The 19,846-nt window shown below is 74.4% G+C and carries 17 protein-coding genes and 1 tRNA gene; 10 read left to right on the top strand and 8 right to left on the bottom strand.

Annotated features, from left to right (window positions below; all coding sequences use genetic code 11):
• The 4 genes from ACFV5N_RS03230 to ACFV5N_RS03215 all read right to left on the bottom strand — a co-directional run.
• The coding region (locus tag ACFV5N_RS03230) for a hypothetical protein (protein WP_385593334.1) at positions 1–875 on the bottom strand (875 nt) is incomplete at its 3' end.
• Positions 869–2,434: a tetratricopeptide repeat protein gene (locus ACFV5N_RS03225; RefSeq protein WP_385593331.1), complete on the bottom strand. Its 1,566-nt coding sequence runs from the start codon at positions 2,432–2,434 to the stop codon at positions 869–871. The genes ACFV5N_RS03230 and ACFV5N_RS03225, both read right to left, overlap by 7 nt.
• On the bottom strand, positions 2,431–3,357 hold the full coding sequence (locus ACFV5N_RS03220; protein ID WP_385593329.1) for a hypothetical protein: 927 nt from the start codon (positions 3,355–3,357) through the stop codon (positions 2,431–2,433). The genes ACFV5N_RS03225 and ACFV5N_RS03220 overlap by 4 nt, the downstream gene beginning before the upstream one ends.
• A complete protein-coding gene (locus ACFV5N_RS03215) occupies positions 3,354–4,670 on the bottom strand; it encodes a hypothetical protein (protein ID WP_385593326.1) in 1,317 nt (438 codons plus the stop codon). The genes ACFV5N_RS03220 and ACFV5N_RS03215 overlap by 4 nt, the downstream gene beginning before the upstream one ends.
• 99 nt (positions 4,671–4,769) lie before the next feature.
• Between ACFV5N_RS03215 and ACFV5N_RS03210 the strand changes: the two genes are divergently transcribed.
• Positions 4,770–5,606 carry a hypothetical protein gene (locus ACFV5N_RS03210; protein ID WP_385593323.1) on the top strand — a complete coding sequence of 279 codons (837 nt, stop codon included), beginning with the start codon at positions 4,770–4,772 and terminating at the stop codon, positions 5,604–5,606.
• A 61-nt stretch (positions 5,607–5,667) separates the two neighbouring features.
• Positions 5,668–6,159, top strand: a complete 492-nt coding sequence (locus ACFV5N_RS03205) for a DUF4231 domain-containing protein (protein ID WP_385593320.1) — start codon at positions 5,668–5,670, stop codon at positions 6,157–6,159.
• Between the two features lie 21 nt (positions 6,160–6,180).
• Here ACFV5N_RS03205 and ACFV5N_RS03200 read toward each other — a convergent pair whose 3' ends face one another.
• Together ACFV5N_RS03200 and ACFV5N_RS03195 are read right to left on the bottom strand one after the other, a co-directional pair.
• A complete protein-coding gene (locus tag ACFV5N_RS03200) occupies positions 6,181–6,720 on the bottom strand; it encodes an NUDIX hydrolase (protein ID WP_385593318.1) in 540 nt (179 codons plus the stop codon).
• Positions 6,717–8,189 carry a zinc-dependent metalloprotease gene (locus tag ACFV5N_RS03195; protein ID WP_385593315.1) on the bottom strand — a complete coding sequence of 491 codons (1,473 nt, stop codon included), beginning with the start codon at positions 8,187–8,189 and terminating at the stop codon, positions 6,717–6,719. The genes ACFV5N_RS03200 and ACFV5N_RS03195 overlap by 4 nt, the downstream gene beginning before the upstream one ends.
• A gap of 133 nt (positions 8,190–8,322) precedes the next feature.
• Between ACFV5N_RS03195 and ACFV5N_RS03190 the strand changes: the two genes are divergently transcribed.
• The 4 genes from ACFV5N_RS03190 (at position 8,323) to ACFV5N_RS03175 (ending at position 11,514) form a co-directional block, all read left to right on the top strand.
• Positions 8,323–9,462 (top strand): SDR family oxidoreductase, encoded by a 1,140-nt coding sequence (locus ACFV5N_RS03190; RefSeq protein ID WP_385593312.1) that lies wholly within the window; start codon positions 8,323–8,325, stop codon positions 9,460–9,462.
• A gap of 189 nt (positions 9,463–9,651) precedes the next feature.
• Positions 9,652–10,095, top strand: coding sequence for a molybdenum cofactor biosynthesis protein MoaE (locus ACFV5N_RS03185; RefSeq protein ID WP_385593309.1), 444 nt, complete (start codon positions 9,652–9,654; stop codon positions 10,093–10,095).
• Between the two features lie 104 nt (positions 10,096–10,199).
• Entirely contained in the window at positions 10,200–10,397 is a 198-nt protein-coding gene (locus ACFV5N_RS03180; protein WP_385593306.1) for a hypothetical protein, read from the top strand.
• A 25-nt stretch (positions 10,398–10,422) separates the two neighbouring features.
• On the top strand, positions 10,423–11,514 hold the full coding sequence (locus ACFV5N_RS03175) for a PDZ domain-containing protein (protein ID WP_385593303.1): 1,092 nt from the start codon (positions 10,423–10,425) through the stop codon (positions 11,512–11,514).
• Positions 11,515–11,602: 88 nt separating this feature from the next.
• On the opposite strand, the gene ACFV5N_RS03170 is transcribed toward ACFV5N_RS03175, so the two are convergent.
• Entirely contained in the window at positions 11,603–12,163 is a 561-nt protein-coding gene (locus ACFV5N_RS03170; protein ID WP_385593300.1) for a PPA1309 family protein, read from the bottom strand.
• A 288-nt stretch (positions 12,164–12,451) separates the two neighbouring features.
• Here ACFV5N_RS03170 and ACFV5N_RS03165 point away from each other — a divergent pair, with 288 nt between their 5' ends.
• The 4 genes from ACFV5N_RS03165 (at position 12,452) to ACFV5N_RS03150 (ending at position 18,277) form a co-directional block, all read left to right on the top strand.
• Positions 12,452–15,250 (top strand): UPF0182 family protein, encoded by a 2,799-nt coding sequence (locus ACFV5N_RS03165; RefSeq protein ID WP_385593298.1) that lies wholly within the window; start codon positions 12,452–12,454, stop codon positions 15,248–15,250.
• A gap of 68 nt (positions 15,251–15,318) precedes the next feature.
• A tRNA-Met gene (locus tag ACFV5N_RS03160) sits at positions 15,319–15,392 on the top strand.
• Between the two features lie 328 nt (positions 15,393–15,720).
• On the top strand, positions 15,721–17,418 hold the full coding sequence (locus ACFV5N_RS03155; RefSeq protein WP_385593295.1) for a tetratricopeptide repeat protein: 1,698 nt from the start codon (positions 15,721–15,723) through the stop codon (positions 17,416–17,418).
• 70 nt (positions 17,419–17,488) lie between these two features.
• Positions 17,489–18,277 (top strand): alpha/beta fold hydrolase, encoded by a 789-nt coding sequence (locus ACFV5N_RS03150; RefSeq protein WP_385593292.1) that lies wholly within the window; start codon positions 17,489–17,491, stop codon positions 18,275–18,277.
• Here ACFV5N_RS03150 and ACFV5N_RS03145 read toward each other — a convergent pair.
• Positions 18,208–19,716 carry an MDR family MFS transporter gene (locus ACFV5N_RS03145; protein WP_385593289.1) on the bottom strand — a complete coding sequence of 503 codons (1,509 nt, stop codon included), beginning with the start codon at positions 19,714–19,716 and terminating at the stop codon, positions 18,208–18,210. The two genes, ACFV5N_RS03150 and ACFV5N_RS03145, sit on opposite strands and share 70 nt — an antisense overlap.
• Positions 19,717–19,846 lie beyond the last annotated feature (130 nt).

The raw sequence follows: 19,846 nt of genomic DNA, 5'->3' as shown, positions 1-19,846 counted from the left end.
GGGTCCAGCAGCAGATCCTTCGCCGCCAGCGGGCGGTGGCCGCGCAGCGCCGGGGCGTGGCCCGGCAGCTCCGCCCGGCAGGACAGATGGAGGCGGGCGTCCTCGCTGGATCCGGCGGCCGGGTCGGCGGCGGTCACATGACCGGCGTACAGCAGCCGGCTCGCCCCGGCCCGCAGCGCGGTGGAGAGCCAGTCCCGGTCGGTGTCGGCGCGGCGGAACAGCGAGAGGGGGTCGCCGGGCACCGGCAGCCGCAGCCGTCCTGACCGTGCGCACCGAGCCAGGTGCCGGACCAGCGGCCCGTCCGCGTCCACCGGTCCCAGGACGGAACCGAGCCGGGAGCCCGCGCCGAAGCCGGGCACCCGGGGGTCCAGGACGGCGACCAGGGGCAGGTCGCGGCCGGCCCGCCATGGCCTGGGTACCCGGGCCGGGGCGTGCACCACGCTCGCGGGCGCCGACGCGCTGACGTCCGCGACCTCCACCAGCCGGACCTCCGGGTCGGAGTCGAGGACGAGCAGTTCCCACGGGACCTGGGCGATGCTCGGTGCGGGCTGGATGCGCAGCAGCGGGCGGATACCGCGCTGGTGGTACTGGTGCAGGTTCAGCGCGAGCCCGTACGGGACGAGGGTGCGGGCGAGCCGCGCGGCCAGCTCGGCCTCCGTGCGGTAGGTGGCGAGGTGGCCGTCCGGCGCACCGGGGCGGGCGGCGGTGAGCGCGGCCAGGGCGTCGCCGGCCTGCGCGCGCGGGATCACGGTGACCCCCGGGCGGTCCAGGGCGTGCGTCCAGCGCCAGGTGACGTACAGGTCCCCGGCGTCGGCGAAGCGCACCAGGGCGGTGGGCGTGGCGGGCGCGGCCGGTGCGGCCGGTGCGGTCACCATGAGGGCACCTGCCGGGTGTCGCGCACGGGCATGCCGTAGCGCTCTTCGGCCAGGGCGATCCGGTCGGCCAGCGCCACCTCGCCCTCGGGCGTGTACAGCAGCCGCGGCGGGGGCGCCACCGGCAGGACGGCGGCGGCTTCCGCGCCGGCCAGGGCGGCGGCGAGTCCGCCGTCCGGGCTCGGCGGGGGTTCCTCCAGGAAGCCGGACGGGGCGGACTCCGCCGCGGGGGCACCTCCCGGACGAAGCCCGGGGGAGGGCGCGGGGCCGTCCGCGCGCAGCACGGGTGTGGTGGCGCACTGCACCTCGATCAGCTGGGCGACCAGCCGCGCGTCCCGGGTGCGGGCCGCCAGCCGGAAGGCGAGGGCCAGGGCGGGTTCGGCGACCCCGCGGCGCCACCGCTCGCGCCGCCGGCCGGCCGTCAGCCCGTATCGGACCGCGTCGACGGTCAGGGCCGCCGGGACCGCCAGGTCCAGGGCGCGGGCCAGGTCCCGGGGTGAGCCGGAGTGTTCCAGCAGCGCGGCGTGGACGAGGTGGGTCTGGGCCCGGCGCAGTCCGAGACCGAGGGCGGCGAAGGTGTCGGCGGCGCGGGTGAGCAGCCCGTCCGCCTCCCCGGGGCGGCCGGCCCGCCAGGCGGCCTCGCCGCGCCGCACGGCGAGGACGGCCAGGGCGGGGGTGGCGCCGGACGGCTCCAGGAGGGCGTGCGCGCGGGCGTACAGCTCCTCGGCGCGCGCGGGTTCGCCGCGTGCGCCGGCCAGGGTGCCGAGGAGTTCCAGGGCGTGGGAGGTCCGTTCGGTGAGTCCGGCGGGCCCGGTGTGGGCGAGCACGGTGTGCAGCAGCGCCTCGGCCCGTTCCGGGCGGCCGGTGGCGGCCATCAGCTGGGCGAGCATCAGCCGGACGTCGCAGGCCCCGGCCTGCTCGCCGCCCGCCTCGCAGGCGGCCAGCGCCGCTTCGGCCAGGTCCTCGGCCGGTCCGTGCCGTCCGGTGGCGAGCGCGACGGTGGCCACGTTCATCAGGGTGCGTCCCACCAGGTCGGGGCGGAGCCGGGTCACCGTCTCCAGCGCCGCGCGGGTGAGGCGTTCGGCGCGCTCCCAGTCCTCCCGCTGGATGGCGACGGTGCTCAGCGCGACCAGCGCGGCCATCAGCGGTTCGGCGCTGTCCCCGTCGTCCCCGCCGTCGTCGTCGCCGGTCCCGGTCAGCAGGGCGCGGCAGTCGGTGAGGGCGCGCTCGGCCGCCTCGAACGCCCCGGTCGCCAGCAGGGACTGCGCGAGGTTGATCAGGACGGCGGGCCGCAGGGGGCCCAGCCGCTCCGGCTCCGCGGCGCACCGCGCCAGGACGTTTTCGAAGGTGGCGATCGCCGCCGGATGGTCGCCGAGGTGCCCGGCCGCCGCCGCACGGTTGATCAGCGCCTGGAGGTACTGGTCGGCGAGCGCGGGATACGGCTCGGCGGCCCGCGCCGCCCGGTCGAACAGGTCGTACGCCGCCCGGGGCGCCCCGCCCGCGAACCGCTCGATGCCCGCCGCCACCAGGTCGGTGACGGTACGGGAGACGTGTTCGCTCATCGGTCCTCCGCCGCCTCGGTCTCGGCGCGCAGCGGGGCGACCACCGGTCCCGAGCCCGTCAGCCGGGCGTGCGCGAGCGCCCGGATCCGCTGCCGCAGCCGGCGCTGCTCCGCGTCGTCGGGCGTCGGGGGCTCGGGGAACGCGGGCAGGTGGACGGTGATCTCCGGGCGCCCGGCTCCCGGCGGCGGCGCACCGCCGGTCCAGCTGTCGTCGGTGAGCCGCAGCGGTATCTCCGCGAGGCCGCCGTCCGCCGTGGTCACCCGGGCCCGGGGACGCAGCCGGTCCGGCACCCGCGTCCGGTCGGTGAGGCCCGGAGCGGCCACCACCGCCAGAGTCAGCACCGTCGCGCGGGCCGGGCGCCGGGTGATCTCCCAGCTCACCGCCTCCTCGGAGGCGTCGAGCAGACCGGGCGGGCAGCGGCGCCAGTCGGTGCCCGCCGTGCCGCTCGCCAGGACGAACCCGCCCGCGTCCGCCGCGTCACCGGCCGCCAGCGCGTAACCGGACGGCGCGGGCGGCTCCGCGGTGACCAGCGGCTCCGGCTCCTCGCCGCCGAACAGCGGATCGCACTCCTCGGTCAGCTCGGCGATCTCCCCGGCGAGGATCCGGCCGTCCAGCGGGGGGATCCCGTCCAGGACGGAGGCCGGCCACCACCGGGCCGCCCAGTGCGCGTAGGCCAGCCGCCGGGCGGCGTCCGCGAGCCCGGGCAGCGCGGGGACGGCCGGGCCGGGCGGCGCCCCGGCCGCGGCGCGCAGGGCCGCCGCCTCGCCCCACAGCGCCCACAGCCAGCCCTGGGCCGCCACCGGATCGTCCAGGACCGCCAGCGGATCGGCCGCCGGGTCCAGGACGTTCCAGGTGAGGTGGCCCCCGGCGACCTCCAGGACCGCGTCGGCGGGGCCGGGCTCGCGGGGCGCGGGGCCGCTCACGCCTCCACCGCCGTCCGTACCGTCAGCGCCTGCCGCACCCGGGCACGGTGGTCCAGGATGACGGACCGGGCCACGCCGTCCAGCAGATCCCACAGTTCGTCCGGCGCGGTCACCGGCGCCCGGCGGACGTCCCGGCCGTGCAGCCGGGCCCACAGCCGCCGCAGATACCCCTGCCAGGGCCGGCGCAGTTCGTCGGCGATCCGGCGCAGCGGATCGTCCGGCGGTGCACCCCCGGCGTCCGGGCGCAGCAGCATCCGGCGGGCCCGCAGCACGTACGCCTCGCGGCGCCAGCGCGCGTCGACCGCCCGCTGCGCGGCGGTGGGCGCGGGCCCGCCCGCCGCACCGTCCGCACCGTCCGGCCCGGCGGTCAGCGGGCGCAGCCCCAGTGCGAGGTGTTCGCCGAGCGCCGCCGCCACCCGCAGGGTCTCGTCCGTCAGCCCCCACGGGGCGCAGCAGCGGTCGATCTCCTCCGTCACCAGCCGGGGCAGCGGCGGCAGGACGGACCGGTCGGAGCTGGAGCGCAGGGTGGTGAAGACGCGTTCGTGGACGGTGCGGTCCAGCGGCGGGCCGAAGGACACGGCGCCGTCGGTGAGCCGGGGCTTGCCGGGCACCGGGTGGGCGGTCAGGCCGAGCCGCCGGGCCGGGGGCACCCGCTCCGGGTCGGCGAGGGTCAGTCCGGTGGCGGTGCCGGCCCGGAGCCGGGCCAGTTCGGCCAGCGGGTGCGGCGTGCCGGCCGCACCGTCGAGCACGGCGGTGAGCAGGCGGTCGAGGCCGGGCGGCGGGTCCGTCGCGGCGGCTGTCTCCCGGGCGGCCCAGGCGGTGTCGAGCCGGGCGCGCAGCCGGGCCGCGGTGGCCGGGTCGGCGAGGTGGTCCTTCAGCGCGCGCGTGGTGCGGCCCTCCGTCGCGCCGTGCAGGGCGCGCAGCACCCGCTCGGCGGTCGCCGGGCCGGGGACGGCGCCCTCGGTGGCGAGTTCGAAACAGCGCTGGAAGTACCGGTCCTGCGGATGCCCGTCGGTGATCCGCAGCCGGCGCCGTTCCTTCTTGAGGGCGTCGAACCACCGCGCGGTGTCCCGCAGGACGTCACCCGAGGCGAGGATCAGCGAGGTGAGCAGCACGGCCCCGTCCGGGGTCAGCACGGTGGGGGCGCACAGCGGATGCTGCACGGGGCGGATGACCAGCGGATCCAGGATCAGCTTGACGGTGCGGCTCAGCGGGCCGCCGTGCGCGCCGCTCAGCGCGGCGACACCGTCCAGCCGCTGCCACGCCTCGTGGATGACCGCCGCGCGCGGCCTCGCCCCCCGTGCACCGTCCATGCCGCCAGCTTAGAACGGCCCCCGCGCGCCGAACCTGGGATCGGTAGCGGCGCAGCCGTTCCTACGGTGACCGGGCACCACCGACGAGAGGAGCGCACCATGCCATCGAAGATCCCCGCCGTGTTCCGGGCCGCCGTGTCGGCCGCCGCGCTGGGCGCCATCGGCTACTACCTCTGGTACGGGCTGACCGACCGGGGGGACCCGGCGGTGTACCCGAGTTCGTGGGTCGGTCCGCAGCTGATGCTGCCGATCCTCGGCTTCATCGCCCTGTCGTTCGTGGGCAGCGGGATGCTCGCCCGGCGGCTGCTCGGCGCGCACGGGGTTGGCACCAACAGCGCCCGGATGCTGAAGGAGGGGCTGCTGGGGGCCGGGACCGTGCTCTCCGTCCGGCCGACCGGGGTGCTGGTCAACAACCGCCCGGTGATGCGGGTGGAGTTGTCCGTGCTCGGCGCGCACGACGAGACGTTCCAGGCGTACGCGAAGGTCGCCCTCGGGATGGCCGGGGAGGCGGCGGCGATCCGGCCGGGGGCCATGCTGCCGGTGCGCTACCTGCCGGAGCGGCGGGGGGAGGTGGTCGAGGTGGAGGTGGACTTCTCCGGGGACACCGAGGCCGCCCAGGAGGCGCTGAACCGGGCGATGGTGAAGCGGGGACTGACCACGCCCCGTCGGCTGGACATCGCGGCGCGCGGTGTGGCGGCCCAGGCGGTGGTGCGCACGCTGGAGGTGACGGGCCGGGTGCGGGACGGCATGCCGGAGCTGGCGCTGGAGCTGGTGGTGACCAACCCGCGCGACGGCTCGTCGTTCCCGGCGCACGTGCGGCGCTTCCTGCCCGCCGACGCGGTGCCCAAGGTGCAGGTGGGGCGGGTGGTGCAGGTGCGTTACCTGCCGGAGGCGCCCGACGAAGTGGTGCTGGCCTTCGGCCTGCTGGGGGAGTAGCCGCCGGTGCGGACCGGCCGGACCGGACACCCGCCCGCCCGGCGTCGTGCAGCATGGTCCCGTGCCGATACGCAGAAGGACCCCGCCACCGCCGCCGTTCCCGCCGCACACCGCCGGCCCCGACGACGATCCGGTGCTGGAGTACGCCCGCGCGGAACTGGACTGGTACGCCCGGGTCCGCGACCGTGCCCGCATCCGCCACCGGGTGACCGAGTTGAGCGCGCTGGTCACCGGCGCGGTCACGGTCGTCGCGGCGGGCGTCCAGGCCCCGGCCGCCGTCACCGCCACCACCGCCGGGCTGACGCTGTTCATCGGCGGCTTCCGGCAGCTCTTCAACGATCAGGAACGCCACATCCTGGCCGCCGAGGCGTGGGTCCGGCTGCGGCTGGCGACCCAGCGGTACCGGCTGCTGCCGGCGCCGGAGCGGGACGAGGCCGCCCGCCGCCGCTTGCTGGAGCGGATCGAGTCGGTGGCCACCGCCGAACTCCGGGGCTGGGCCGGCGCCCACCGGGGCGCGCGGACGGCCGTCCCGCCCGAGGACGCCGGACCGTGACGGGCGTACGCCCCCGGCCGGTCAGCGCAGCGCGGCCCGGGTGCTCTCCAGCAGCCGCACCACCGAGGCGTCCGCGACCTCCCGGACCTCCTCGTAGCCGAACCAGCGCAGTGCGAGCGATTCCTCGCTCACCGTCTCCCGCGCGCCGGAGGGGGCCAGCGCCGCGTACTGGACGTCCAGGTGCGTCGCGCACGGCGTGTCGTGCCGGTCGAGGCGGACCGGCTCCGGCAGCAGCCGCAGGCCCGGTACGCCCGACTCCTCCGTCGCCTCGCGCAGCGCGGCGACGGCCAGGGAGCGGTCGGCGGGCTCGCAGTGGCCGCCGGTCTGGAGCCACATCCGCAGCTTGCGGTGCAGGGTGAGCAGGACGCGCTCCCGCTCCGGGTCCACGATCAGCGCGCTCGCCGTCAGATGGCCGGCCGCGCAGGACTTCCACATGCCGTCCGGGTGCGCGGCCAGATGGCCGGTGTACGCTGCGCGCAGCTTGTCCTGCTCACCGTCCGGCGCCGCCCAGGCGCCCAGCACCCGTGCCGCGTCCCGGTGCAGCGGATCGGCGGCGCTCATGCGGGGCGGCCCCCGCCGTTCCCGGTGCCCTCGTCGCCGCCGTCCTCGCCGTCCCGCTTCTCCCGGCTGTCCCCGCTGTCCCGGCCGTCCGTCTCCGTGCCGCCCGCCTCGCGGCCACCGGCCTCCGGCCGCGGCGACTCCGTCGCCTCGCCCAGCATCCGGTCCAGCTCGGAGAAGTCCGGCTGCTCGCGGTGGACGAACCCGTCCGGGTCGGCCAGGTCGTCCGCCGTCGGCAGCAGGTCCGGGTGCGCCCACAGCGCCTCCCGGCCCGACACCCCGCGCGCGTCCGTCAGCGACGCCCACAGCCGGGCCGCGTCCCGCAGCCGGCGCGGACGCAGTTCGAGACCGATCAGCGTCGCGAACGTCTGCTCCGCGGGCCCACCGGTCGCCCGGCGGCGCCGCAGCGTCTCGCGCAGCGCCGACGCCGCCGGGAGATGCGGCTCGGCCGCCGCGTGCACCACGGCGTCCACCCAGCCCTCGACCAGCGCGAGCGCCGTCTCCAGCCGGGCCAGCGCCGCCTTCTGCTGCGGGGTGTCCTCCGGCTGGAACAGCCCCTGCTGGAGCTTCTCCTGCAACTCCTCGGGCCGGCTCGGGTCCAGCTGCCCGACCAAGCCCTCCAGCTTGTCGGTGTCCACCTGGATGCCGCGCGCGTACCCGTCGACCGCGCCGAACAGATGCGAGCGCAGCCACGGCACGTGCGCGAACAGCCGCTGGTGGGCGGCCTCGCGCAGCGCCAGATACAGCCGCACCTCGTCCTGCGGCACGCCCAGGCCCTCGCCGAAGGCCGTCACGTTCACCGGCAGCAGCGCCGCCTTTCCGGCCGGGGCCAGCGGGAGCCCGATGTCGGTGGAGCCCACCACCTCACCGGCCAGCATCCCGACCGCCTGGCCGATCTGGGTGCCGAACATGGCGCCGCCCATCGAGCGCATCATGCCCAGCAGCGGACCGGCCATGGCCCGCATCTCCTCGGGCAGCACATCGCTCATCGCCGCCCCGACCCGCTCCGCGACCGGGTCCACCAGCTCCTTCCACACCGGAAGGGTCGCCTCGATCCACTCGGCGCGGCTCCAGGCCACCGCCGTGCCCGCGCCCGAGGGCAGCGCCGTCACCCCGTCCAGCCACAGGTCGGCCAGCCGCATGGCCTCCTCGACCTGCTCCCGCTCGTGCCGCCCCACGCTGGCGTCCTTGGAACCGTCGGCGGCGCCCTGCGCCACCGTCTGCCGCGCCACGTTCTGCGCCAGCTCCCAGTTCACCGGGCCGCCCTCGTAACTCAGCAACTGCCCCAGCTGCTGGAACGCGGCGCCCAGGTCCTGCGGGCTCATCTGACCGCCCGCCCCCAGCGAACCGAACATCGCGGACAGCGGGTCGCCGCCCGGCAGCTCGCCGCCGCCCTGGCCGTCCTTCTTCTTGCCGGAATCCCCGTCGTCGGGGTCATCCGGGAGGCCGAATCCGAAGGGGAAGTTACTCACGGGAATCCTCGGCTCTGTGTCGTCGGACGGAACCAACGTGCCTGAATCGCTGGTCTCTGCCTCCAGCCTAGACACCTCTCAGGCAGGATGGGGCCTGCGCACGTCGTACTGAAACAACCGCTGGAGAGATCCTGTGAGTTCCCCGGAGCCAACCGTTCGCGCAGCGCGAAACGCCCCCAGGGCGCCGCTGACCGTCGCGGTCACCGGCGCCGCCGGCGGGGTGGGGGCGCTGCTCACCGAGCGGCTCCTCGCCACGCCCGACGTCCAGCGGGTGCTGGCGCTCGACGAGCGTCTCGGGGACGCCAAGGGCGCCGAATGGCACACCCTGGACGTCCGCGACCCGGCCATCGCCGACCTGCTGCGCAGCCGCGGCATCGCCCGGGAGAGCGGCGACCACGACAGCCCGGTGGACGTGGTGGTGCACCTCGCCCTCGACCTCGATCTGGAGTCGGACCCCGCCGTCCGGTCGGCGTACAACGTGCGCGGGACCCAGACGGTGCTGACCGCCGCCGCGGCGGCCGGGGTGCGGCGGGTGGTGCTGGTCACCTCCGCGATGGTCTACGGGGCGCTGCCGGACAACGCGCTGCCGCTCGCCGAGGACGCGGAGCTGCGGGCCACGGCCGAGGCCACCTGCGTCGGGGACTTCCTGGAGATCGAGGACCTGGCGCGCCGCGCGCCCCGTGCGCATCCCGGGCTGAACGTCACGGTGCTGCGGCCCGCGGTGCTGGTGGGCGGCACGGACACCGCGCTGACCCGGTACTTCGAGTCGCCCCGGCTGCTGGTGGTGGCCGGGTCCCGGCCGCGCTGGCAGTTCTGCCATGTGCAGGACCTGGTGGGGGCGCTGGAGTACGCGGCGCTGGAGCGGGTCGAGGGCGAGCTGGCGGTGGGCTGCGACGGCTGGCTCGAACAGGAGGAGGTCGAGGAGCTGTCCGGCATCCGCCGCATGGAGCTGCCGCCGGCCGTCGCCCTGGGCGCGGCGGGCCGGCTGCACCGGCTGGGGCTGACGCCCTCGCCCGCCGGGGACCTCGCGTACACCATGCATCCCTGGGTGGTCAGCGGCAGCAAGCTGTACGAGGCGGGCTGGCGTCCTGAGTGGACCAACGAGGAGGTGCTGGCCGAACTCCTCACCGAGGTCGCGGGCCGGCACACGGTGGCCGGGCGGCGGCTGGGCCGCAAGGACGCGGCGACCACGCTGGGCGCGGCCGGTGCCACGGTCGCCCTGGTCGGCACGGCGGCGCTGGTGCGCAGGGCGCGCAAGGCCCGCCGCCGCTGAGGACGGTCCGCGGCGCGACGCCGACGGGCCGCGACCCGACGCGGCGGCGCGCCGCCCGTCACACACTTCGGTGGACGGTGGTGTGTCCGGGGGCCCGTGGTGTTGGGTGGGGAACCGGAGCGCACGCGGGTGCGCACCGGCGCGAGTGCCCGTGGCACGCACCCGGGCAGAAAGGCAGGCGAAGCCATCATGAGGTCGTCCGGTCCGTTGCGGCTGCTCGCCGTCCGGGAGGAGCCGCTGTCCGTGGACGAGGTGTTCCGCGCGGTGGGGGACGACGCGGCGGGCGGGACCGCGCTGTTCGTCGGCACCGTCCGGGACCACGACGGTCACCCGTCCGGCGCAGCCGTCACCGCTCTGGAGTACTCCGCCCATCCCGGCGCCGAGGCGGCGCTGCGCACGGTCGCCGAGAAGGTGGCCGCCGACTTCCCGGTCCGGGCGCTGGCCGCCGTGCACCGCACCGGCCCGCTCGCGGTCGGCGATCTGGCCGTGGTGGTGGCGGTGTCCTGCCCGCACCGGGCGGAGGCGTTCGCCGCCTGCCGCCGGTTCATCGACGACCTGAAGCGGGAGGTGCCCATCTGGAAGCGGCAGACGTTCGACGACGGCACCGAGGACTGGGTGGGCGCGTGCGGATGATCACACGCCCGGGGGCGTGCGCTGCTCCAGTTGCGTAACCCCTACCGCCGTACGAGCGTTGTCCTGCCGAAGCATTCAGCACTCGCCGAGGTGGGAGGTCGGTCATGGCCGTGCTGGTATGGCTGCTGATCCCGGTCGCCGGTGGGCTGGTGGCGGGCGTGTGGAGCGCCTGGGCCGTCCGCCACCGGACCGGTGCCGGAGGCATCGCGGACGCCGCGGGGGTGCGCGGCTACGACCGGTTCCGGGCCGCGATGGAACGCTCGCCCTTCCCGTCCGCCGGACGGGCCCCGGCCGACGGCTGAGGGGCCGTTCCCGTACTGTCAAGACATGCCACGCCGCACCGCGACGCTGCTGACGTCCACCCTGCTGCTGATAGCTCTGCTGACCGCCGGAGTGCTGGCCAAGGTGCCGTACTCGGAGATGTCGCCCGGCCCGACGGTCAACACCCTGGGGGAGTACTCGGGCGAGCCGGTGCTGAGCATCGAGGGCCACGAGACGTACGAGGCCACCGGCCACCTCAACATGACGACCGTCCGGGTCACCGGGATCAACTACCGGATGAACCTGCTGGAGGCGATGGGCGGCTGGCTCTCCGGCGACCGCGCCGTGGTGCCGCACCGCACGCTCTACCCGGAGGACGTCAGCGCGGACGAGGTGGAGCAGGAGAACGCCGAGCAGTTCAGCCGCTCCCAGGAGAGCGCCAAGGTGGCCGCGCTCAACCAGCTGGGCATCGAGTACAGCACCCAGACCATCGTCGACTCGGTGGTGAAGGACAGCCCGTCCGAGGGCCGGCTGCACGCCGGTGACGCCATCGTCGCCGTCGACGGCACGAAGATCAGCGATCCGGCGCAGGTGGCCGAGGAGGTCACCAAGCACACGGCGGGCGAGGACGTGGTGTTCACCATCGTGCCCGCGGACGCGGCGGAGGCCGCCCGGGAGGCGGGGCGGGAACTGCCCTCCGACACCGAGGACGTCACCATCACCACCGGCACCGCCGACGACGACGGCCGCGCCATCGTCGGGATCGTGGCCGGGGTAGCGCACACCTTCCCGTTCACCATGAACATCGAGCTGGCCGATGTCGGCGGTCCCAGCGCCGGGCTGATGTTCTCGCTCGGCCTGATCGACAAGCTGAGCCCCGAGGACCTGACCGGTGGCGCGTTCGTGGCCGGGACCGGGACGATCGACGACGCGGGCACGGTCGGCCCGATCGGCGGCGTCACCATGAAGACCATCGCGGCCCGGGACGCGGGCGCCGACTTCTTCCTCACCCCGAAGGACAACTGCGCCGCCGCCGCGGCCGACAAGCCGGGCGGCCTCACGCTCGTCGAGGTGGAGAACCTCCAGGGCGCGCTGGACGCGCTGGAGAGCATCAGGGCGGGTGACACGGCCGCGCTGCCGCGGTGCGCGGGGGGCTGACGCCCCCGGCCGCGCGGCACCTCCGCGCCACCCGCCCCGGGTTGTTATGGCTTTGTTACGCCACCGGTGTCCCGCCGGCCGCCCGCGGTCACTCCTCGAAGGTCGCCGACAGCGCGGCGGCCAGCCCCGGAACCAGATCGGTGCCGGTCAGGACCTCGGTCTCGGTGTCCTTGTCCCGGAACCGCAGGGCCGATTCGCGGCTGCCGTCCCGCAGGACGGCGACCGTCATCCGGACCTCGCGCCGCTCGGGGTGCTCGGCCACCCAGGCCGCCAGCCGCTCCTCCGCGCCCTCGCGGGCCAGTTCCTCCGGGACGGCCTGCTCGGCGGACGGCGGCAGCATCAGCCGCTCCACCACCAGGGCGCAGCCGGCCACCGCGTCCGGCCAGGCGATGGTGGCGAGGAATTCGTCCAGCGGCACTCCGGCCGGAAGTTCCTCCTGCTCAATGGGGGTGAGTTCGCTGCTCTCGGTGAGTTCGAGCCGGTCGGCCAGGCCGGGTTCGCTGGCGCGAAGCCGCGCGGTGTCCACCAGCGCGAAGAGCAGGGCGGGCCGGTCCCAGCCCAGCCCGGAGGCGTAGGTGTCGATCTCCAGTACGGCGCGGGTGAGGGGTGAGGCGGCGGCGGGCGTGTGGGGCGTGTTGTCCATGGGCATATCGTGCCTTCCCGGGCCCCGGAAACGGGAACCGAGTAAAGCTTGAGTAAGTTAGCTCAGTGGGCACCCCCTGGGCTGCCCGGCTTCATCAACCCGCGAATCTTTGAGGTGCGCACCTTGGCTTTCCAGATGCCGGACCGGGGCTCGGGCCGCCCCAACGGTCCGAACGGGCCCAGAGGCCCCCGAGGTCCGGGGGGACGGGGGTTCAACGTAGGGCGTCCGTCCCGGGGCGCCCGGAGCCTGCTGATCACCGCGGCCATCCTGGCCGGTCTGGCCATTCTCTTCGCGATGTTCGCGGGATTCTGGACGGACTGGCTGTGGTACAGGTCGGTCGACTACACCAGCGTCTTCCGCACCCAGCTGTTCACCCGGATCGTGATGTTCGCGGTCTTCGGCGTGGTGATGGCGCTGGCGGTGGGGCTGAACATCTGGCTGGCCCACCGGCTGCGCCCGCCGCTGAGCGCGATGTCGATGGAGCAGCAGAACCTCGACCGCTACCGGATGAGTATCGCCCCCTTCAAGAAGTGGGTGCTGCTCGGGGTCGCTCTCCTGGTCGGTCTGATCGCGGGCGGCTCCGCCTCCGGCCAGTGGCGCACCTGGCTCCAGTACGTCAACGGCACGTCCTTCGGGGTCACCGACCCGCAGTTCAACAAGGACGTGTCGTTCTTCGCGTTCGACCTGCCGTTCTACCGGTTCCTGCTCGGCTTCGGCTTCGCCGTGGTCGTGGTGTCGCTGATCGCCGCCGCGCTGGTGCACTACCTGTACGGCGGGCTGCGGGTGACCACCCCGGGCAACCGGATCACCCCGGCGGCCACCGGGCATCTGTCGGTGCTGCTGGGCCTGTTCGTGTCGCTGAAGGCGGTCGCGTACTGGTTCGACCGCTACGGTCTCGCGCTCAAGAGCAGTGACCTGCGGGACAACACCGGCTGGACCGGCCTGCGCTACGTCGACGCCAACGCGTACCTCCCGGCCAAGACCATCCTGACGATCATCGCCGCGATCTGCGCGGTGCTGTTCTTCGCCACCCTGTGGCGCCGGGTGTGGCAGCTGCCGGTGCTGGGCCTGGGTCTGCTGGTGCTGTGCGCCGTGCTGATCGGCGGCGTGTACCCGGCGCTGGTGCAGCAGTTCCAGGTGAAGCCGAACGAGGTGGCCAAGGAGACGCCGTACATCCAGAAGCATCTGGACGCCACCAAGCAGGCGTACGACATCGCCGACGCCCAGTTGCAGGACTACTCGGGTGTCAGCGACGCCGAGCCGGAGACGCTGCGCAGCGCGGTGTCCACCACGGCCAGCATCCGGCTGCTCGACCCGAGCGTGGTCTCGCCGGCGTTCCAGCAGATCCAGCAGGTCCGCGGGTACTACCAGTTCCCGGCGACCCTGGACGTGGACCGCTACCCGAGCGCCGACGGCGAGGGCGAGACGGACACCGTCATCGGTCTGCGCGAGATGAACGTCAACAACGTTCCCGAGCGGAACTGGATCAACGACCACTTCCGCTACACCCACGGTTTCGGTGTGGTGGCCGCCAGCGGCACCGATGTGCTGAGCAACGGCCAGCCGGCCTTCATCGAGCAGGACCTGCCGCCGCAGGGCGACCTCGGCGAGTACGAGCCGCGCATCTACTACGGCGAGTACACCACCCAGTACTCGATCGTGGGCGGCCCGCAGCAGGAGATCGACTACGCCGGCGAGGAGGGCGAGGTCGAGTACAGCTACACCGGGGACTCCGGTGTGCCGCTGGACAACTACTTCAAGCGCGCCGCGTACGCCCTGACGATGAGCGAGCCGCAGATCCTCTACTCCGGGGCGATCGGCGACGGTTCGCGCATCCTGTACAACCGCACGCCCAAGGAGCGGGTCCAGGCGGTCGCGCCGTGGCTGACCATCGACGGCGACCCGTATCCGGCGGTCGTGGACGGCCGGGTGCTGTGGATCGTGGACGCGTACACCACGACCAACGGCTACCCGTACTCCTCGCGCACCACGCTGGGTGAGGCCACCGAGACCTCGCTGACGGACGAGCGCGGTCAGGTGGTGGCCCAGGAGAACCGGGTCAACTACATCCGCAACTCGGTCAAGGCCACGGTCGACGCGTACAACGGTGAGGTCACCATGTACGAGTGGGACACCGAGGACCCGGTGCTGAAGACCTGGATGAAGTCCTTCCCGGACACGGTGGAGTCGCGCGACCGGATCAGCGACGAGCTGATGGACCACCTGCGGTACCCGCAGGACCTGTTCAAGGTGCAGCGGGACCTGCTCCAGCGCTTCCACGTGGACAGCGCGGCGCAGTTCTACAGTGGTTCGGAGCGCTGGCAGGTGCCGGACGACCCGACCCACCGGGGGCAGTCGGTGCCGCCGTACTACCTGAGCATGAAGATGCCCGACCAGGACGAGCAGACCTTCTCGCTCACCACCACCTTCACGCCGCTCGGCCGTGACACGCTCGCGGCGTACATGGCGGTGGACGCGGACACCAGAAGCGACGAGTACGGGACGATGAGAATCCTCACCCTGCCGTCGAACACCACGGTGTGGGGTCCGCAGCAGGTGCAGTCCCGGTTCAACTCCGATCCGGTGATCGCGCAGGAGATCAACCTGCTGAGCCGGGGTGACTCGGAGGTCGAGTACGGCAACCTGCTGACCGTTCCGCTGGAGGGCGGGCTGCTGTACGCCGAGCCGGTGTACGTGCGCGGTGCCGGCACCAACTATCCGCTGCTGCGGAAGGTGCTGGTGACCTACGGCGAGCAGACCGCGTTCGAGGACACGCTGGACGAGGCGCTGGACGTGGTGTTCGGGGTCGCCGAGCCCACGCCGCCGCCGGAGGACGGCGAGGAGCCGCCGGAGGGCGAGGAGCCCCCGCCGGCCCAGCCGGGCGGCGGGACCGCCGAGGAACTGGTCCAGGAGGCCCAGAGCGCCTACGAGGAGGGCCAGACGGCGCTCCAGAACGGCGACTGGGCGGCGTACGGCGAGGCGCAGGCGCGCCTTGAGGACGCGCTGAACCAGCTGGCGGAGATCCAGTCCACGGACTCGGCCGCGCGCAACGAGGACGAGGAGCAGGACGGCGGCGAGACGGCCGACGGGTGAGAGAGCGGCTCCGCCCCGTGGTAGTGTTCTACTTGTTCCCGCAAGGGGGCAAAGCAACACCAACACGGCGCGGGGTGGAGCAGCTCGGTAGCTCGCTGGGCTCATAACCCAGAGGTCGCAGGTTCAAATCCTGTCCCCGCTACTGCGTGAGGGCCCGGAACCAGTCAGGTTCCGGGCCCTCTTCGTCGTGTGCGCACGCACCGGCGCGCGCCCGGTGGCGGTGGGCGCGCGCGAAGCGGCCCGGCTTCTTCCGTTCCTGGTCAACTCGCTGTGTCGCTGCGGCTGTTCTGTCAGTGGACGACGGCATACTGCGTGGCGACGGACCGAAGCATCCGATTCGGCATCAACTCCACTCCTGCTGCGGCGTTTGGATGTATCCATATCGGGAAGTCGACAAAACGCTCAAGTGACTTCACTGGCTGCGGTATACCAGGTGTACGCAGGTTTCAGGTGGTGCGATTATGGACCTTATGGGGGACAAGGCAGGGTTCGAGAGCAGCCATGCGGCCGCGCTGGAAGGCGCGCGGCTGCTGCGCTTGGGCGATCTGGAAACCGCCGAGCCGCGCCTGCGGGCCGCGGCGGCGGAGGGGGAGCGTTCCGCCGCGAACAACCTCGGCGTACTGCTCTCCCAGTCGGGACGGATGGACGAGGCCGCCGAGTGGTGGCGGATCGCCGCGGTGGCCGGCTCGGCCCCGGCCGCCCACGCGCTCGGCCGGCTGCACCGCGAGCGCGGTGACGAGACGGCCGCCGAGTTCTGGCTGCGCCAGGCGGCCGAGAGCGGGCACGCCTCGGGCGCGTACGCGCTGGCCGCGCTGCTGGACCACCGGGGGGCGGCGGAGGCCGAGCGCTGGTTCCGGACGGCCGCCGAGCGCGGGCACCGGGAGGCCGCCTACCGCTACGCCGAACTGCTGGCGCACGCGGACGGCGGCAAGGCGGCCGAGCCGTGGTACCGGCAGGCGGCGGCGCGCGGGCACCGGCGGGCCGCGCTGCGGCTGGGCGCGCTGCTGGAGGCGGACGGCGCGCTCGGCGAGGCGAGCCACTGGTACCAGGCCGCCGCCGAGGCGGGCGAGGCCAAGGCCGCCGCCGCGCTGGGGTTCCTGCTGCGGGACGCCGGGGAGGCGGACGGCGCCGAGCAGTGGTGGCGGCGCGCCGCCCGGGACGGCGACGGCCCGGCGGCCAACGCGCTGGGCGCGCTGCACGCCGAGCGCGGCGAACGGCAGGAGGCCCAGCGCTGGTACCGCGCGGCGGTCGAGGCCGGCGACATGAACGGCGCGTTCAACCTGGCGCTGCTGAGCGCGGAGGCCGGCCGGATGGCGCAGGCCGAGCAGTGGTACCGCCGTGCCGCGTACGCCGGGCACCGGGAGGCGGCCAACGCGCTGGCGGTGCTGCTGCTCCAGCGCGGGGACGCCTCCGGCGCCGAGCCGTGGTTCTCCAAGGCGGCCGAGGCGGGCAGCGTGGACGCGGCCTTCAACTTGGGCATCCTGCACGCCGGGCGCGGTGAGACGGGCCTGGCGCGGCGCTGGTACGAGCAGGCGGCGGCGGCCGGGCACGCGGAGGCGGCGCTCCAGATCGCGGTCGGGCTGCTGCGGCCCGGCTCCGGCGAGGCCGATCTGCGCCGCGCGGAGGAGCAGTTGCGGGTGGCGGCGGACGGCGGCAGCGTCGAGGGCGCCTTCCGGCTCGCGGTGCTGCTGGAGCGGCGGGCGCTGCGGTCCGGCGAGGCCGGGGCGGAGCAGGCCGGGGCCGGTGGCTCCGGGGACGCGGCGGACGCGGAGCCGGAGCACGAGCGCTGGTACGAGCGGGCGGCCGAGCGCGGTCACCGGCGGGCGCAGGTGCGGCTCGGGATGTGCGCGGCGGCCCGTGGCGACGTGGTCACGGCGGCCCGCTGGTACCGGGCGGCGGCGGAGGCCGGCAGCCGCAACGGCGCGTTCAACCTGGGCCTGCTGCTGGCCCGGGAGGGCAGCGAGCCGGAGGCGGCGCTGTGGTGGACGCGGGCGGCCGAGGCCGGGCACGGCCGGGCGGCGCTGCGGCTGGCGCTGCTGGCGTCCCGCCGGGGCGACCTGGACGCGGGCGGCACCTGGTGCACGCGGGCGATGGAGCTGGGCCCGCCCGAGGTCGCGGCCCGCGCCTCCCGCCTGCGGGACGCGCTCCGCCAGGAGCTGACGGCCTGAGGGCCCGCCGCCGCCCCGGTTCCACCGGGGTGGCGGCGGGGCCCGGCCGGTGGTCGCGGAGAATGGCGGGGTGGATGGGTTCGCTGTTGCCGCAGACGGGGTCCGGGTCGCGTATCAGGTGGCCGGGTCGGGGGCACCGCTCGTGCTGCTGGCCGGGCAGTCCAACAGCCATCACTGGTGGGATCCGGTCCGCGGGGACTTCACCGGCGCCCACCGCACCATCACGCTGGACTGGCGCGGCACCGGCGCCAGCGACAAGCCGGACGTCCCGTACAGCACCGAGGGGTTCGCGGACGATGTGATCGCCGTGCTGGACGCGCTCGGCATCGAACGGGCCCATGTGTACGGGACGTCGATGGGCGGCCGGGTGGCCCAGTGGGTGGCGGCCCGGTACCCGGAGCGGGTGCGCGCCCTCGTGCTCGGCTGCACCTCGCCGGGCGGCCCGTTCGCCGTGGAGCGCGGCAACGACGTGCGGCGTTCCCTCGCGCAGGGCACCCCCGCCGAGATCCGGCGGGCGCTGATCGACCTGATGTACACCCCGGAGTGGACGGCCCGCCACCCCGGCCCGTACGCGACGCTCGGCGACCGGCACATGCCCGGCCACGCGCGCCGCCGGCATCTGCTGGCCAGCAACGGCCACGACGCCTGGGAGGCGCTGCCCTCGATCACCGCCCGCACCCTGGTGGTGCACGGCACCGCCGACCGGTTCAACCCGGCGGCCAACGCCCCGCTGATCGCCGGCCGGATCCCGGGGGCCCGGCTCGAACTGATCGACGGGGCGCGGCACGCCTACTTCGAGGAGTTCTCCGCCATCGCCTCGCCGCTGGTGCGCGACTTCCTGGGCGCCGGATCGTCGTAACCCCGCAGCGGCACCTGGCGGATGAACCAGGCCAGGACGAACCCGGCCGCCGCGACCGTCCCCGCCCACCAGAAGGTGGTGATCACACCGCCGGTCACGGCCTCCTGGAAGGTCTCCCGGGCCCGCGCGGGCAGGGACTTCAGCAGTTCGGGCGTCATCTGGGTGACGTCGCCGCCGAGTTCGCCCGCCTCGCGGGTGACGTGCGAGGTGTACAGCGCGCCCAGCAGCGAGACGCCGAGTGAGCCGCCCATGTTGCGCAGGAAGGTGACGGCGCCGGTGGCCGCGCCGATGTCCTTGGCCGGCGCGCTGTTCTGGGCGATCAGGGTGGTGGTCTGCATCAGGCAGCCCATGCCGAGGCCGAGCAGCACCATGTAGCCGGCGGTGACGGTCCTGGAGGTGCCGGTGTCGATGGTGGCGAACAGCGCGAGGGCCAGGACCAGTACCGCGGTCCCGGCGATCGGCAGCGCGCGGTAGCGGCCGGTCCTGCTGATGAACTGCCCGCCGGCCAGCGACATCACCATGGCGGCGATCATCATCGGCATCAGCAGCAGCCCGCTGTTGGTGGCCGAGGAGCCCTGGACGAACTGCTGGTACTGCGGCAGGAACGTCACGCCGCCGAACATCACGAAGCCGACCACCAGCGCCAGCGTCCCGGCGAGGGTGAAGTTGGCGGACCGGAACACCGACAGCGGCATCACCGGCTCGGCGGCCCGCCGCTCCACCAGCACGAACGCGATGAAGGCGGCCACCGTCAGCGCCGCCAGCCCGAGGATCTGCGGCGAGCCCCAGGCGTACTCGGTGCCGCCCCAGCTGGTGATGAGCACCAGGGCGGTGATCCAGGTGGTGAGCAGGGCCGCGCCGGTCCAGTCGATACGGGGCCGGGCCGCGCCGGTGGCGGCGGCGCCGCGCGGCAGCCGGGCCAGGGTGTACCAGCAGACCACCAGGGTGACCAGGCCGAGCGGCAGGTTCACGTAGAACGCCCAGCGCCAGGTGAGGTGGTCGGTGATGAAGCCGCCGACCAGCGGGCCGCCGATCATGGCGACCGGCATCACGGCCATCATCATGCCCTGGTACTTGCCGCGTTCGCGCGGCGGCACGATCTCCGCGATGACGGCGAGCACCCCGACCATCAGCCCGCCGGCGCCCAGTCCCTGGAGCGCCCGGAAGGCGATCAGCTCGGCCATGTTCTGGGCGACGCCGGCCAGCACGGAGGCGAGCAGGAAGATGCCGATCGCGGACAGGAAGGTGATGCGGCGGCCGTAGAGGTCGCCGAGCTTGCCCCACAGCGGGGTGGCGGCGGTGGAGGCGAGCAGATAGCCGGTGGTGACCCAGGCGAGATGGTTCAGCCCGCCGAGGTCCCCGACGATGGTGGGCAGCGCGGGGGCCACGATCATGTTGTCGAGCATCGCCAGCAGCATGGCGATGATCAGACCGCTCATCGTGAGGGTGATCTCACGGGGGGTGAAAACGGGTGGTGCGGGGGTGTCGGGCGGCGCGGCTGAGGCCATGAGGGTGTTCCGTCCAGCTCAATTGTCACTTACCGGTCGGTCAGTAAGTTAGCTGAGGCCG

Origin of the sequence: Streptomyces sp. NPDC059853, from assembly GCF_042731495.1 — a bacterium.
In the GTDB taxonomy this organism is placed as follows: domain Bacteria; phylum Actinomycetota; class Actinomycetes; order Streptomycetales; family Streptomycetaceae; genus Streptomyces.
Note: the sequence above shows the minus strand (reverse complement) of the source record. Positions and strands in the feature narration are given on the sequence as shown.

Excerpts from the sequence above, each read along its gene's own strand:
- ACFV5N_RS03225 (WP_385593331.1), bottom strand. The coding sequence starts at position 2,434 with ATGAGCGAACACGTCTCCCGTACCGTCACCGACCTGGTGGCGGCGGGC.
- ACFV5N_RS03215 (WP_385593326.1), bottom strand. The coding sequence starts at position 4,670 with ATGGACGGTGCACGGGGGGCGAGGCCGCGCGCGGCGGTCATCCACGAG.
- ACFV5N_RS03210 (WP_385593323.1), top strand. The coding sequence starts at position 4,770 with ATGCCATCGAAGATCCCCGCCGTGTTCCGGGCCGCCGTGTCGGCCGCC.
- ACFV5N_RS03200 (WP_385593318.1), bottom strand. The coding sequence starts at position 6,720 with ATGAGCGCCGCCGATCCGCTGCACCGGGACGCGGCACGGGTGCTGGGC.
- ACFV5N_RS03185 (WP_385593309.1), top strand. The coding sequence starts at position 9,652 with ATGAGGTCGTCCGGTCCGTTGCGGCTGCTCGCCGTCCGGGAGGAGCCG.
- ACFV5N_RS03180 (WP_385593306.1), top strand. The coding sequence starts at position 10,200 with ATGGCCGTGCTGGTATGGCTGCTGATCCCGGTCGCCGGTGGGCTGGTG.
- ACFV5N_RS03175 (WP_385593303.1), top strand. The coding sequence starts at position 10,423 with ATGCCACGCCGCACCGCGACGCTGCTGACGTCCACCCTGCTGCTGATA.
- ACFV5N_RS03170 (WP_385593300.1), bottom strand. The coding sequence starts at position 12,163 with ATGCCCATGGACAACACGCCCCACACGCCCGCCGCCGCCTCACCCCTC.
- ACFV5N_RS03165 (WP_385593298.1), top strand. The coding sequence starts at position 12,452 with ATGTTCGCGGGATTCTGGACGGACTGGCTGTGGTACAGGTCGGTCGAC.
- ACFV5N_RS03155 (WP_385593295.1), top strand. The coding sequence starts at position 15,721 with ATGGGGGACAAGGCAGGGTTCGAGAGCAGCCATGCGGCCGCGCTGGAA.
- ACFV5N_RS03145 (WP_385593289.1), bottom strand. The coding sequence starts at position 19,716 with ATGAGCGGTCTGATCATCGCCATGCTGCTGGCGATGCTCGACAACATG.